The sequence below is a fragment of the Candidatus Eremiobacteraceae bacterium genome (assembly GCA_035295225.1).
Lineage (GTDB): Bacteria > Vulcanimicrobiota > Vulcanimicrobiia > Eremiobacterales > Eremiobacteraceae > JABCYQ01.
On the sequence record DATGJI010000022.1, the window covers coordinates 49,474 to 61,544 of the forward strand.

Genomic DNA, 12,071 nt, shown 5'->3' on the forward strand with positions numbered 1-12,071 from the left:
TGACTCATGCGCATCGTCATCGCTCCGGATAAATTCAAAGGTTCGCTAACCGCTCGCGAAGCCGGCAACGCGATGGCGCGCGGTCTCGCGCGCGCGTTCCCGGGCGCGACTATCGATGTCGTGCCGGTCGCCGACGGCGGAGATGGCACCGCGCAGGCGCTTGTTGATGCGCTCGGCGGGAACTTCGTCGAGTCGACGGTCCGCGGCCCGGACGGAAAGGATGTCCGCGCGGCATACGGTGCGCTGCCGGACGGCCGGGCAGTCGTCGAACTGGCGCGCGCAAGCGGCCTCGCGCTCGTGGCACAAGGCAAGAACGATGCGCTTCAGGCGAGCACATTTGGCACGGGGCAGCTGATCGCAGCAGCGTTGGAGGGCGGCTGCAAGCGGCTGATCCTCGCGATCGGCGGTTCTGCGACGACTGACGGAGGAGCCGGCGCGCTCGCCGCGCTGGGAGCGCGTTTCCTCGACGCGAGCGGCAAGGAAATCGGTTCGGGAGGCGCCGCGCTGACGAAGCTGGAGACGATTCAGACGACCGAGCTCGATCAACGGTTGAAGGATGTCGAGATCCTCATCGCCTCAGATGTCGACAACCCGCTTCTGGGCAGGCGGGGCGCGGCCGCAGTCTTTGCGCCGCAGAAGGGCGCGAGTCCGGCCGATGTCGCGGCGCTGGAGGGCGCGCTCACGAAGTTCGCAGACGTCGTCGAGCGCCATACCGGTGCCCGCATGCGCGATGTGCCGGGTGCGGGCGCAGCCGGCGGCATCGGCTTCGGATTCTTGGCGCTTGCCGGCGCGCGGCTGCAGCCGGGCGCGGATCTTGTCCTGGATGCCATCAATTTTGCCGGACGAGTCGCCGGCGCAGACCTCGTGATCACAGGCGAAGGGCGGATCGACCGGCAGACGCTCGAAGGGAAGGCGCCCTACGCGGTTGCGAGAGCCGCCGGCAAGCGGCACATCCCGGCGGTTGCCATCGCCGGATCTCTCGACTGTTCGGCGGCAGATCTCGCGGAACTCGGCCTCGCGACGGCGATGAGCATCGTCGTGGCTCCGATCACCTTGGAGGAGGCGTTGGTGCGTGCCGCGCCGCTGGCGGAAGATGCCGCCGAGCGTTTGGGCCGTGCGATCGCCCTGACGCTATAAGCCGATCTCGGCGTTGCCGGGCTTCTGTCTGCCTTCGATCCAGCCGTTCATCGAGGCGCCGTGGACGTCGTTGATCAGCTTGACGATAGCGCGCCCGAGACGTTCGGGATCGTGACGCAGCACGTGAGTCTCTGACAGGAATCTTCCCGGCACGGGCGTGACCCCGAGCGGCGCGATCGCATCGAAGTCCGGCGAGACGGCAAAAGCGCGCTCGCGTTCGTACGCGCGCGCAAGCTTATGCGGCTGCTGGACGTTGACAAGCGCATAGTCGACGAGTCGTGCGTGAGTCCCCCGCAAAAGCGTATTGACGTGCTCGCTCGCCGTCATGCCGTCGGTCTCTCCGGGCTGCGTCATGATGTTGCAGACGTAGACTTTCACAGCCGAGGACGCGACGATCGCTTCCGTGATGCCCTGCACCAGCAAGTTCGGCATGACGCTCGTGTAGAGACTGCCCGGGCCGAGGATGATCGCATCCGCGTCTTCGATCGCTTGGATCGCCTCCGGCAGTCCGGTGCACCCGGCTGGAACGAGGCGGACTCGCTGGATTCGAGCGGTCGCCCTAGATATCGACGACTCGCCGCGCACTGTGGTGCCATCGTCGAGATCGGCTTCAAGCCCCACGTTGGCAAGTGTTGCCGGTAGAACGCGCCCTTTGATCGCCAATACGCGGCTGCTCTCTTTGATCGCGCGATCGAAATCGCCGGCGATACCGCACATGGCGGCGATGAAGAGATTGCCGAACGAGTGGCCCGACAATCCGTCGCCCTCGTGGAAACGGTATTGGAAGAGATCGGCCATCATCGATTCGCTGTCGGCGAGCGCCACGAGGCAGTTTCGGATATCGCCGGGCGGCAAGACGCCCAGTTCCTGGCGCAAGCGCCCGCTCGAGCCGCCGTCGTCGGTCACAGTGACGATCGCCGAGAGATTCGACGTGTACGGTTTCAGGCCGCGGAGCACGGTCGAGAGACCGGTTCCTCCGCCCACCACCGCTATCCGAAGGCCGCGGTCCAATCTGCGTGCCTCATAGATAGTCTCGATGAGACGCGTACCGGCTTCGGGCGAGAGCGCGGCGACGATGGAGCGCATCCATTGCCGCAGGCCGTAGTAGACAAGCACGATGCCGATGCACATGAAGATCCACTGCAGTGCGGGGCCGCCGAGCCACGGCAGCAGCACTTGGTCGATCGTCTCATTGATGTGAAAGTTGTAGAAGTGGGCATTTAGGACGCGTCCAAATCCGTCGAGAAAGAAGAAGCCGCCGATGATCGCCAGTATGAGCCAGCGCTTGAGCTTCATGCCCGGCGAGAGCCAGCGACCGAACCGGCCTAGAGCTGCGGATGCCTTACTCTTTTGCATCGCGCCGCTCCACGAACGCTTGGATTCCGGCCTGGCTCAGGTGCGCGACGAGTTCATTGGCGAGGTAGACAGAACGATGTCGTCCGCCCGTGCAGCCGATGGCGATGGTCAGATGCGCTTTTCCTTCGCGGATGAAACGAGGCAGGAGAAAGTCGACAAAGCGGTAGAGCTCGCGCTTGAAATCGCGCACCTCTTCGACGTCCGCTAAGAACGCTATCACCTTCGGGTGCGTTCCATCGAGCGGCTGAAGTTCATTGACATAGTTCGGATTCGGAAGAAAGCGCACGTCGAAGACGAGATCCGCATCGAGCGGGACGCCGTGCTTGAAGCCGAAGGCGACGACGGAGACGGTCATCGAGCCCTCGCCGGTCGAACCGGCAACCGCGTGACCGAGTTTTTCTTTGAGGGCCGAGAGCGTCAGCGCGGACGTGTCGATGATGACATCCGCCGCATCGCGTACCGGTTTTAGTTCCGTGCGCTCATGGATGATGCTATCGATGAGGCGGCCGCCGTCGGCCAACGGATGTTTCCGGCGCGTCTCCGAAAATCGCCGCACGAGCACTTCATCGCTTGCATCGAGGAAGATGAGGCGGTATCCGACGCCGTTATCCTTCAGCAGCTGAAGCTGGCCGAGGAGATCGCCGAAGATCTCTTCGCCGCGGATATCGAGCACGAGCGCGGCCTTGCGCAGACCCCGGCTGCCGCCGACAAGCTCGGCGAACTTCGGGATCAATCCAGGCGGCAAGTTGTCAACGCAGAAATATCCGAGATCTTCGAGGCACTTCGCGGCCTGGCTCTTGCCCGCTCCCGAGAGGCCCGTGACGATGACGAACTGCGTCGCCGGCGCCTGTGTGTGTGTCACGCTCCACATATTGGCCCAATGCCGGAGTTTGCCCCGCCTCAGGCGAACTGCGCGGCGCAACAGCGAGCAGTAAAGGGGCACGCGCGTGAAGGTTTTCCGGTTGGACGAGGCCACGGCGCTCCTCGACGTCGTGCGGCCTCTGGTCGACGAGCTGATCTGCATGCGGCGCGACGCCGCGATCAAATTGCTAGAGGCGCAGACGGCGAAGACGATGGTTTCGGATGCGACGGGTGCGCATCGCGCTTCGCTGCAAGAACGTCAAGCGCATGAATTGCAAGCCGCGCTCGTCGCGCTCATCGAACGGATCGAGTCGCATGGCTGCATCGTCAAAGATGTGGGGATGGGTCTGCTCGATTTTCCGGCGCTGCGCAGCGGTCAGCTCGTGAACCTGTGTTGGAAAGCCGGCGAACAATCCATCACGTTTTGGCACGGCGTCGATGAAGGATTCGCCGCCCGCAAACCCATCTCTCGCCGCCGCCGCTAGTCGGCCCCCCAATATACCGCACGGCATGCCGCGCGAGGACGCTCCCTCGCTCGCATCCAGCTCGCTCCGTCGCTCGGTTCACTTCGTCGCTCTCGCCATCCATGGCTTCGCTCCTCGTTCAACGCCTCGCTTGGGCATGCCGTGCGGACATGGCGAGTCGGAACGGAGCGACACGGCGACACCGGCGATGTCGATAGCCGGGGCGTCTGAGGCGGCGAGAGCCGCCTAAGTCGAGCGGCGGAGCTCAACTATCCCGATGTTCCGCCGCGTCCCCGGCGCAGACATCGCCGGTGTCGCGGGGCACGCCGTGATGTGAGTTGTTTGATCGAGCGATGTTGCCGAGACGCGCCTGTAAGCCGGGTTCTGTGCACGCACCGCGTGGGTGCGGCGGCGACCATCTCTCTGCGACGCCTGTCGCCAGGCGGCTGATGCGACGCTGTTTGGGAATCGAGCGGGCAGCTCGCGCCGCGCGAACGCGGCGAATCCCTTTCCGTCTTGCTCCCGGTGGGGTTTGCCCGGCCCGCGATTCTCACCGCGGCCGGTGCGCTCTTACCGCACCATTTCACCCTTACCGCGCGCAAGCGCGCGGCGGTTTGTTTCTGTGGCACTTTCCTTCGGGTCACCCCGACAGGCCGTTAGCCAGCACCGTTGCCCTATGGAGCCCGGACTTTCCTCAAGCCTCCTTGCGAAGGCTCGCGATCACCCGGCGCGCTCGGCACATCGCAGTATAGCACACTTTCGCGCTATGCCGCGCCGTCTCAATGAGTTTCTCGCCGGCCCGTCGTAGGACGGCGAACCGGAGGGTTTGCATGCACGCGTCGCGTCTCATGCCGGCGATCATTGCCGGCGTTATTGTGTCGGTAGTCGTCATCGGCGCAGCCGCCGGCGCTCCCGCAGTCGCTGTACCGCAGGCGACTCCGACCCCGGTCTCGAGCGCGACCGCGACACCCGCGCCCACACGACCGCCCAGCGAAGGCCAGATGCCGTACGAGCGGTTCGCCGATGGTGCGACGTCTCAGTCGGGGCTCTTCACCGTCTGGCGCAAACACGGGCGCGTCTTTCTGCAATTGGCCCCCACCCAACTCGACCACACGTACATGATTGCACCGATCCTGGCGAGCGGATTAGGCGAAGCGCTCTTTGCCGGCATCGAGTTCGACCCGATCCTCATCAGCTTCCGTCGCGTCGGCGACAACGTGATTCTGCAAGCGGAAAATCCGTACGGCAAAGCAAGTTCCGGCAGCCCTCAAGAGCGTGCTGTAGATATCTCGTATCCGCCTTCCGTCCTCGACTCGCAGCCGATCGTCGCCATCGACCAAAGCTCGGGCGATCTCGTCATCGGAGCGGATCTCTTTCTGACCGACCTCGAAGATCTGGCAGACGCCATCAACGGGCCGCCTGGCTCCGGCAATCCGTTCGTACGCTACCGTCTCGATCCGCGGTTGAGCTTCTTCGGCCCGACGAAGGCGTTTCCGAACAACATCGACATTGAATCCGACTTGACGTATTCGTCGTCGACACCCGGTTCGATCGACACGGTACCCGACGCGCGCAGCCTCTTCGTTCGCGTCAGTTACAGCATCGTGGATCTGCCGAACGACGGTTACATGCCTCGACTCGCCGACGACCGCGTGGGCTATTTCATCACCGCGCGCCGCCAGTACGATGATCCGCACGGCTCGACGAGTTTCGTCCGCTATATCGAGCGATGGAACATCCAAAAAGCCGATCCCCGCGCCCGCGTCTCGCCGGCGAAAAACCCCATCGTCTATTACATCGCAAACGATGTGCCGTTCGCCTATCGTGAGCCGATCCGGCGTGCACTGCTGACGTGGAACGATGCGTTCGCCGCAATCGGCATTACCAATGCGGTGCAAGTCCGCATGCAGCCCAACGACCCCGCGTGGGATCCGGACGACGTACGGTATTCCGTCGTGCGCTGGGTCGTCAGTCCGGATTCCGCATTCGCGTACGGTCCGAGCTTAGCCAATCCATTGACCGGAGAGATCTTTCGCTCCGACGTCGTGATCGACGGCAACCTCGCGCGCTATGGCGTCGGGTCGTTTGAGAACTTCGTCGCGCCGACAAAGGGCGCACTGCCGGCCGCGGCGCGGCCCTGCACGTTCAACGAATGCGACTACGGATCTGGCGAGCAGCAGCAATACGCGTGGGGCGCGTTGGCTCTTTCCCTGGACGACAAGTTCGGCCCGTCTGGGGCGATTCCGCAGTCTTTTACGAATGCGTTCATCCAATCCGTCGTCTTGCACGAATCGGGCCACAATCTCGGGCTGCGCCACAATTTTGCAAGCGATACCATCTATTCGCTGGCGCAACTGCATGACCCGAAATTCACTGCGGCTCACGGCCTCGTCGGTTCGGTGATGGACTACACGCCGCTGAACCTGTCGCCGCACGGTCAGCCGCAGGGCGCATACTTTCAGACGCGGCTTGGGCCGGCGGATTACTTCAGCATCAAGTACGGTTATCAGCATATCGCTGCTCGTACGCCCGAAGATGAGCGATCGGCGCTGAAGAAGATAGCTGCCGGCGCGGCCGCGCACGACCTGATCTATGCGACGGACGAAGACGCCGACTGGGAGGAAGGATTCGCGACCGATCCACGCGTGGGCGCGTTCAAGCTTGGCAGCGACCCGCTCGCATTTGTCGCCAATCAGCTGACGATCGACCGTCATCTTTTCGCCACGTTGACGACGCGGTTGCCTTCGACCGGGAACAGCTTTCAGGACGTCCGCACGGGGATGCTCGTGACGCTGAACGACTGGTATCGGAGCGCCACGTTTGCGACGCACTACATCGGCGGAGAGTATTTCTCGCGCAACCATCGCGGCGATCCGGGGGCGGTGGCACCCTTTCGGCCCGTCGCGCGCGCAGATGAGCGCCGCGCCTTCGACCTGCTTGCGAAGAACGTTTTCGCCGACGATGCGTTCGCATATCCGCCGGCCCTGCTCCAGAGCCTGGGCGCCGATCGCTTCGCGCATTGGCAGAGCGATCCAAATGCGAGCGGCCGCCTCGATCTTCCGGTCGACGAGTTCGCAGAAGCGTATCAGGCGATATTGCTGCGCCAGATGTGGCAACCGACCGTGCTTGCGCGCCTCGATGGCATTCAAGCCGTCGCGTCGCCGCCCTCGAGCACGATGAGTTTAGCGGATCTCTTCGATTGGACGGACGGAGCCGTTTGGGACGATTTTGGTTCGGCCCGCACCGTGGCTGTGCCTGAAGTGCACCGAGCCCTGCAGCATTACTACGCGGAGATGTTGATCGGCATCATGCTGCATCCGGAGCGCGGCACCCCGTCCGACGCGAGCGCGCTAGCCCGCCATCATCTCAGCATGCTGCAAGATCAATTAAATACCGCGCTGTCGAATGGCGTGGCCGACGAGACGACGCAAGCGAACTTCGAAGACATACGCACCGAGGTAAGTCAAGCACTGCACGCGACCATGCTTTCCGGGCAATGACCGATGCGACGGTTTCTCCTCGGTTGGTTCTGCGCGATGGCGTTCACGCTTGCGAATGCGGGAAGTCCTGCCGCTGCCGCGCAGGTCGAGATAACATATTCGATCGCTGCTCGCGGCGTGTCCGCGCACGCAGTCGCGTCGCTTGCTGCGACAGCCGATCAGGCGTTTGCGGATCCGCGCGGCTGGTCGCTCTGGGGACGCGTGCGCTTCAAGCGCGTGACGAGCGGTGGAAAGTTCACGCTCTGGCTTGCCGCGCCCGATGCGATGACCACCTTTTCAAGCGACTGCAGTCCGAGGTGGAGTTGCACGGTCGGACGCGACGTCGTCATCAACGAACGTCGCTTCGCGGACGGATCTCCATATTGGATCGGGGACCTATCCTTGTATCGCATCATGGTGGTGAACCACGAAACCGGCCATTGGCTTGGTTTCGACCACGCAGCCTGCCCCGCGGCTGGTGCCGCGGGACCCGTCATGATGCAGCAATCAAAAGGGCCGTCCCCCTGTCTTCCCAACCCGTGGCCCCTCGCGACGGAACGCTTGGCCGCGGCGCGCATCCTCGGCGTGACGGGCCTCAACTGAGGCGCGGCGGCGCATGACGGCGTCGTTTCTGCGGGTACGCGATGGTGTCGCCGAAGATCGTCCTTTTATGCTTGCGTTGGATGGCCTCGTTCTGGGAACGCCCAGGTCGACCGCCTGGTACGACGAGCAGCTCCGCGCCGGCCACGCGCTCGTCGCCGAACGCGACGGCGTCCTCGCGGGTTTTGCGATCCATCACCGGCATTTCTTCCAGCGCGATTTCCTCGCGCTGTTGATCGTCGAACCGTGGTGTCGGCGAAGCGGCGTTGCAACGGCGCTGCTGCGGGCGGTGGAAAAGCGCTGTGCCGGCGCGGACCTCTTCACCTCGACGAACGCTTCAAACCAAACGATGCGACAAGCCCTCAAGCGCTGGGGGTTCCGGGCCACCGGTCGCATCGACAACATCGATCCGGGCGATCCGGAACTCGTGTTCGTCAAACCGATCAGGCGCACTTAACTAAATTTTACGTTTTCTTTGAAGTTGCCGGGTACGATTCACGTCGTGAGGCGTGCCCTAGCCCGAATAGGCCATGTCCTGAGTCAGGGGAACGCGTGCAACCGGCGGATCGTCGGACCTTCATTGCGTTCCTCGAATTCTAGGTGCGCGAGCAGTTCCTCACTCAGTTTGAGCAATGCGTCGCGCAATCGTTCGCGCGTTGAACCTTCGTCTTTGATCGACAGTGAGTTCGCGGCGGTCTCCACGCCGTCCAAGAGATGCGAGACTCTCCTGTGGTCGTGTTCGAGCTTATCGACGACAGAGCCGAGGGCGGGATTGCTGCCGCGCAGGACGGGAAATAACGCGACGTCCTCGAGGTTGTGGTGCGAGTGGACGAACCGGCAGTAGCGCAGACAGCCGAGCTTCAGCCGCCACAAGTGCCCGTTCGTCTTTAGGTCGTGAATCTCGGCTTTAAGATCTTCTGCACTCGATCCGGCTGCGGTATCGTCTGCTAGCCGCCTGACGGCGTTCAGATCACGGCGCACCATGCCGTGCACCCAGAGCAGCTCCTCGAAGAGCGCTCGCCCGAGCTCCGTTTCCTCGTTGCTATCGGATGTGGGCACAGAACTGAAGATGGGGCGCGCCCCGCGCGATTCCCTACCGCGCGGCGATGCGTTGGTGCGGTCGCCTCACGCAACCGCTGTGTTTATGGGTTCCGAACCGGCCGGCGCTATTCGCCGCTCTATCATGCAACGGCGAGCTTTTTCAAGGTCGCCTTCGCGCATGTAGTTCGCCGCGGCATCGATCGCCGGTGCGCTCTGACATTCTTCACAGACGATCCAGTGTTCAATCCGGACGGCGGGAGTCCGATCTGCTGAACAGAGTGGGCATATCATAATGAAGCAGCCACGGAAAGGAACGGCTTCGACTTCGGCTTCGGAGCGCAAAATCGTGGTAACGCCTCGTGATCTGACGTCGCCAGCGGTAGTTCGCGCAGCGGTTGGACCATCTGCAGAACCCGCTCGATCCAGCTCCCAGGCTGTACGACAATTCCAAAGCGATCGCCCCGGTCTGCGTAAGCCCGCGCAAGTTGTTCCACGCACGCGCCGTCGATAAAATTACATTTCGATAAGTCCACGATAAGCGGACGAGATCTTGGAAATACCTTGATTTCTTCCGCCAGGGCGCCGGCATTCTCTAGATCGAGATTGGCGAAGACATGAAGGATCGAAATGCCCTCGACGTCGTCGCGAACGACGATGAGGTCGGCCGGATCGTCGTGGGAGTAAGGGAGTGCACGCGCTTTTTGGTTCATACGCGAATCATCGCACGAACCGGTGGAGGATTACTAGCTGTGACTCAACGCTCGCTTTGCCGCGGCATACAGAGTGCGACCTTGCATGTGTTTGGGGCTGTTATTTACGGCGGGAAGCGATCGCGCTAATCCTCACCGAGCCGCGAAGCAAACGACCGCGCAGAAGTGAGCAGCGTGCTCTGGATCTCCTCAAGAGGACGCGTGCGCATCAACAACAAGGGGCTCTCACCGCCGAGCGCGGGGTTTGCGCCGTTGAACCACGCCTGTGCCATGGACTTTTGGCCTGTCATCGCGATCATCGATGCCAGCTGCAGGGCAAGCCGTAGGACATGCGGCCGTTGCGGCTCGCGGTTTTCCATCCATTGCTGGACCGCGCGGGTCTCCTTGACGCCGCCGATCGCGGCGACCGTCGGAGCGCCGAGGAAGTCGACGAGTTCTTTCACCACCTGCGTGATGGGTATGGCCATCGCGTGGTTGTGAGACTCGACCCCAGTCAGTACACTATCTTGCATGTGTTTCACCCAGGGATTCGACCTGTGGAATGGGATGTGAATCACTATAGCATGGCCCCTGGTGTCGCGCAAGAGGCCAGCCCAAACTGGCCATAATCAAGGTTGTAAGTGTCCCGGAAAGCCGCGAGCGACACGGACGGGCCTGGACTCAAGTTTCGGCGCCGAACGACGGATCAGCCAGTGGGCTCAGCGCAATCGCGGACTTCGCCGACTCAGCCATTGCCGTCGGCACCGTCTTTGGCCGCAAACATTCAAGACTTTCGCGATGAGCGCTCACTGCCGCAGTCGCAAGATGAACACCAGACTCTAGAATCAACGCAGTTCCAACACGGGTAATGGCCATTCGGTGCGGGCCAGGTGCAATTTGCGGCCTATGCCAAGAAGTTGGCCATGGCCAATCAATTAAATTATTCGCAAGGCGACGCGGTTAGGTGACGTTGGACCTCGGCCTATTGAGGCGCGCAGTATTCCTAGAATGGGTTACGATGGTCTGGACCATTGTCGCCGGAGCGCTGGGCACGACCTTTGGGACGATCTCTCGGAGCGTTTCTTTAACGGCATTTGGCTTGGATAGCATCGTCGAATTGGTGTGCGCGTACGCTCTACTTCGTAGGCTAAACAAGGAGCTCGCGGGGCTAACTTTCGGCGAACGAGATGAGCTTAGGGCGGCGCGATTTGTGGGCGCGCTCCTGCTGTTTGCCGCCCTCTATGTCAGCGCCGACGCTTTATGGAGCCTGGTGACGCATAACCAAGCCAAACTTTCTGGTCTTGGGATCTGGCTCACGATAGCGACGATACCGGTGATGTTTCCGCTCGCGACCGCCAAGTCACGGATCGCTCGAAGCATCAAGAGCCGAGCGCTTCTCGCCGACGCAATAGGAAATGCGGTCTGTTGGTATCTAGCTGCAATTGTATTGGCGAGTCTTCTTATCGCTAGATTCTATCCGATTTGGTGGCTCGACGGCACGGCTTCGCTGTTAGTGGCTGTCATTCTCGTCGCCGAGGGCGCGAAAGCGTGGAAAGGTGAAGCTCTTTCTTAGCGTGAGCCTTCGGCGGGCGACGAGGATCGCGCGAGCACGGGCTCACGCATATCCGCTAAACAAGATGTCTTTGTCAATGACCTGCGGCTTTGCGCTGACTGTTTCCAGAAAGACTTATCGGCGAGTCGCTAGATATCGGTCGTTAGGGCTGCGCGCGAAGCTCATCCTTGAGGGGTGACCGCTAAGTCACAGTGCCGGGACCGGCGTGTACCAGATACCCACGTCCACAAGCTCGGCAACCTTATCACGCAGTCCCACGAATGCACGGTCGCTCGTGTCGAACGATCTTCCGGCAAAAGGCATTGATGCCGTGGCAGAAATGATGGATGACCCGACGACGGCGCGGCAGACCGCCGCTTCTTCGCCGAGCACTCTGGAGTATTGCGCTACAGCTTCGAACGGGTACTTTTCTTTACCGTAGTCGAAATCAAAGGTGCCTCCGTCATCCATTTCCGTAGACGACGCAGCGGGCAGCGGCCACGAGCCCTTGATGTTCGCGAATTCGCGACGCGCGTCGGCTGGAGATCCGAAGACCCTGAAGGTGACGACCGAAATCTCGCCGCTTTTCCGGCTGCGCAGCCTCAGTTGGGCGATGCCCGTGCGGGTGTCGGTTGACACGCTCGATCGCCTAAAGTCGGCGAAAGGAAGACCCGTGCCGGTGTCGTCCGGAACCGTCTTAAGGTAGTACGCCACATTCTCTAGCTTGCTTACGATCGCGGGCGAAGCCGTAGACGCCGGCGCCGGCTGCACCAAAAGGGCAGCAAAGACGAATATCGCGAGCGTCAAACTTCGCGCTGCGCGCATTCCACTCGCCTCCGAGTCTAAATTGTGGAGGATAACGGGGTCGAACCGTTGACCTCTTGCATGCCAT

At 62.1% G+C, this 12,071-nt stretch carries 12 protein-coding genes and 1 other RNA gene; 6 read left to right on the top strand and 7 right to left on the bottom strand.

What is annotated here, in order from left to right; genetic code table 11:
• Window positions 1-6: 6 nt before the first annotated feature.
• Window positions 7-1,137: a glycerate kinase gene (locus VKT51_03005; GenBank protein ID HLJ83131.1), complete on the top strand. Its 1,131-nt coding sequence runs from the start codon at window positions 7-9 to the stop codon at window positions 1,135-1,137.
• On the opposite strand, the gene VKT51_03010 is transcribed toward VKT51_03005, so the two are convergent.
• Together VKT51_03010 and rapZ are read right to left on the bottom strand one after the other, a co-directional pair.
• Window positions 1,132-2,493 carry a gluconeogenesis factor YvcK family protein gene (locus VKT51_03010; GenBank protein ID HLJ83132.1) on the bottom strand — a complete coding sequence of 454 codons (1,362 nt, stop codon included), beginning with the start codon at window positions 2,491-2,493 and terminating at the stop codon, window positions 1,132-1,134. The genes VKT51_03005 and VKT51_03010 overlap by 6 nt on opposite strands.
• Window positions 2,480-3,355, bottom strand: a complete 876-nt coding sequence (rapZ, locus tag VKT51_03015) for an RNase adapter RapZ (GenBank protein HLJ83133.1) — start codon at window positions 3,353-3,355, stop codon at window positions 2,480-2,482. Before rapZ ends, VKT51_03010 begins: the two co-directional genes overlap by 14 nt.
• A gap of 85 nt (window positions 3,356-3,440) precedes the next feature.
• Here rapZ and VKT51_03020 point away from each other — a divergent pair, with 85 nt between their 5' ends.
• Window positions 3,441-3,839: a DUF2203 domain-containing protein gene (locus VKT51_03020; GenBank protein ID HLJ83134.1), complete on the top strand. Its 399-nt coding sequence runs from the start codon at window positions 3,441-3,443 to the stop codon at window positions 3,837-3,839.
• A gap of 335 nt (window positions 3,840-4,174) precedes the next feature.
• On the opposite strand, the gene rnpB is transcribed toward VKT51_03020, so the two are convergent.
• Window positions 4,175-4,554: RNase P RNA component class A (gene rnpB / locus VKT51_03025), an RNA gene on the bottom strand.
• A 94-nt stretch (window positions 4,555-4,648) separates the two neighbouring features.
• On the opposite strand from rnpB, the gene VKT51_03030 reads away from it, so the two are divergent.
• The 3 genes from VKT51_03030 to VKT51_03040 are packed head-to-tail and all read left to right on the top strand — an operon-like array spanning window position 4,649 to window position 8,354.
• Complete coding sequence (locus VKT51_03030; GenBank protein ID HLJ83135.1) at window positions 4,649-7,318, top strand: zinc-dependent metalloprotease; 2,670 nt, start codon at window positions 4,649-4,651, stop codon at window positions 7,316-7,318.
• Window positions 7,319-7,321: 3 nt separating this feature from the next.
• A complete protein-coding gene (locus VKT51_03035) occupies window positions 7,322-7,900 on the top strand; it encodes a DUF3152 domain-containing protein (GenBank protein HLJ83136.1) in 579 nt (192 codons plus the stop codon).
• 13 nt (window positions 7,901-7,913) lie between these two features.
• Entirely contained in the window at window positions 7,914-8,354 is a 441-nt protein-coding gene (locus VKT51_03040; protein HLJ83137.1) for a GNAT family N-acetyltransferase, read from the top strand.
• Window positions 8,355-8,437: 83 nt separating this feature from the next.
• Here the strand turns inward: VKT51_03040 and VKT51_03045 are convergent, their stop codons facing one another.
• The 3 genes from VKT51_03045 to VKT51_03055 all read right to left on the bottom strand — a co-directional run bounded on the left by VKT51_03045 (window position 8,438) and on the right by VKT51_03055 (window position 10,115).
• Entirely contained in the window at window positions 8,438-8,956 is a 519-nt protein-coding gene (locus VKT51_03045; GenBank protein HLJ83138.1) for a hemerythrin domain-containing protein, read from the bottom strand.
• A 269-nt stretch (window positions 8,957-9,225) separates the two neighbouring features.
• The gene (locus VKT51_03050) at window positions 9,226-9,648 is read right to left on the bottom strand and encodes an STAS domain-containing protein (GenBank protein HLJ83139.1); all 423 of its coding nucleotides are present in this window, start codon (window positions 9,646-9,648) and stop codon (window positions 9,226-9,228) included.
• Between the two features lie 125 nt (window positions 9,649-9,773).
• On the bottom strand, window positions 9,774-10,115 hold the full coding sequence (locus VKT51_03055) for an antitoxin Xre/MbcA/ParS toxin-binding domain-containing protein (GenBank protein ID HLJ83140.1): 342 nt from the start codon (window positions 10,113-10,115) through the stop codon (window positions 9,774-9,776).
• 476 nt (window positions 10,116-10,591) lie between these two features.
• Here VKT51_03055 and VKT51_03060 point away from each other — a divergent pair, with 476 nt between their 5' ends.
• Window positions 10,592-11,200, top strand: a complete 609-nt coding sequence (locus VKT51_03060; protein ID HLJ83141.1) for a cation transporter — start codon at window positions 10,592-10,594, stop codon at window positions 11,198-11,200.
• Between the two features lie 186 nt (window positions 11,201-11,386).
• Here the strand turns inward: VKT51_03060 and VKT51_03065 are convergent, their stop codons facing one another.
• Window positions 11,387-11,893, bottom strand: coding sequence for a hypothetical protein (locus tag VKT51_03065; GenBank protein HLJ83142.1), 507 nt, complete (start codon window positions 11,891-11,893; stop codon window positions 11,387-11,389).
• Between the last annotated feature and the right edge of the window lie 178 nt (window positions 11,894-12,071).

Coding starts and splice junctions, on each gene's coding strand:
- VKT51_03010 (HLJ83132.1), bottom strand. CDS start 2,493: ATGCAAAAGAGTAAGGCATCCGCAGCTCTAGGCCGGTTCGGTCGCTGG.
- VKT51_03005 (HLJ83131.1), top strand. CDS start 7: ATGCGCATCGTCATCGCTCCGGATAAATTCAAAGGTTCGCTAACCGCT.
- VKT51_03035 (HLJ83136.1), top strand. CDS start 7,322: ATGCGACGGTTTCTCCTCGGTTGGTTCTGCGCGATGGCGTTCACGCTT.
- VKT51_03055 (HLJ83140.1), bottom strand. CDS start 10,115: ATGGCCATACCCATCACGCAGGTGGTGAAAGAACTCGTCGACTTCCTC.
- VKT51_03050 (HLJ83139.1), bottom strand. CDS start 9,648: ATGAACCAAAAAGCGCGTGCACTCCCTTACTCCCACGACGATCCGGCC.
- VKT51_03040 (HLJ83137.1), top strand. CDS start 7,914: ATGACGGCGTCGTTTCTGCGGGTACGCGATGGTGTCGCCGAAGATCGT.
- VKT51_03030 (HLJ83135.1), top strand. CDS start 4,649: ATGCACGCGTCGCGTCTCATGCCGGCGATCATTGCCGGCGTTATTGTG.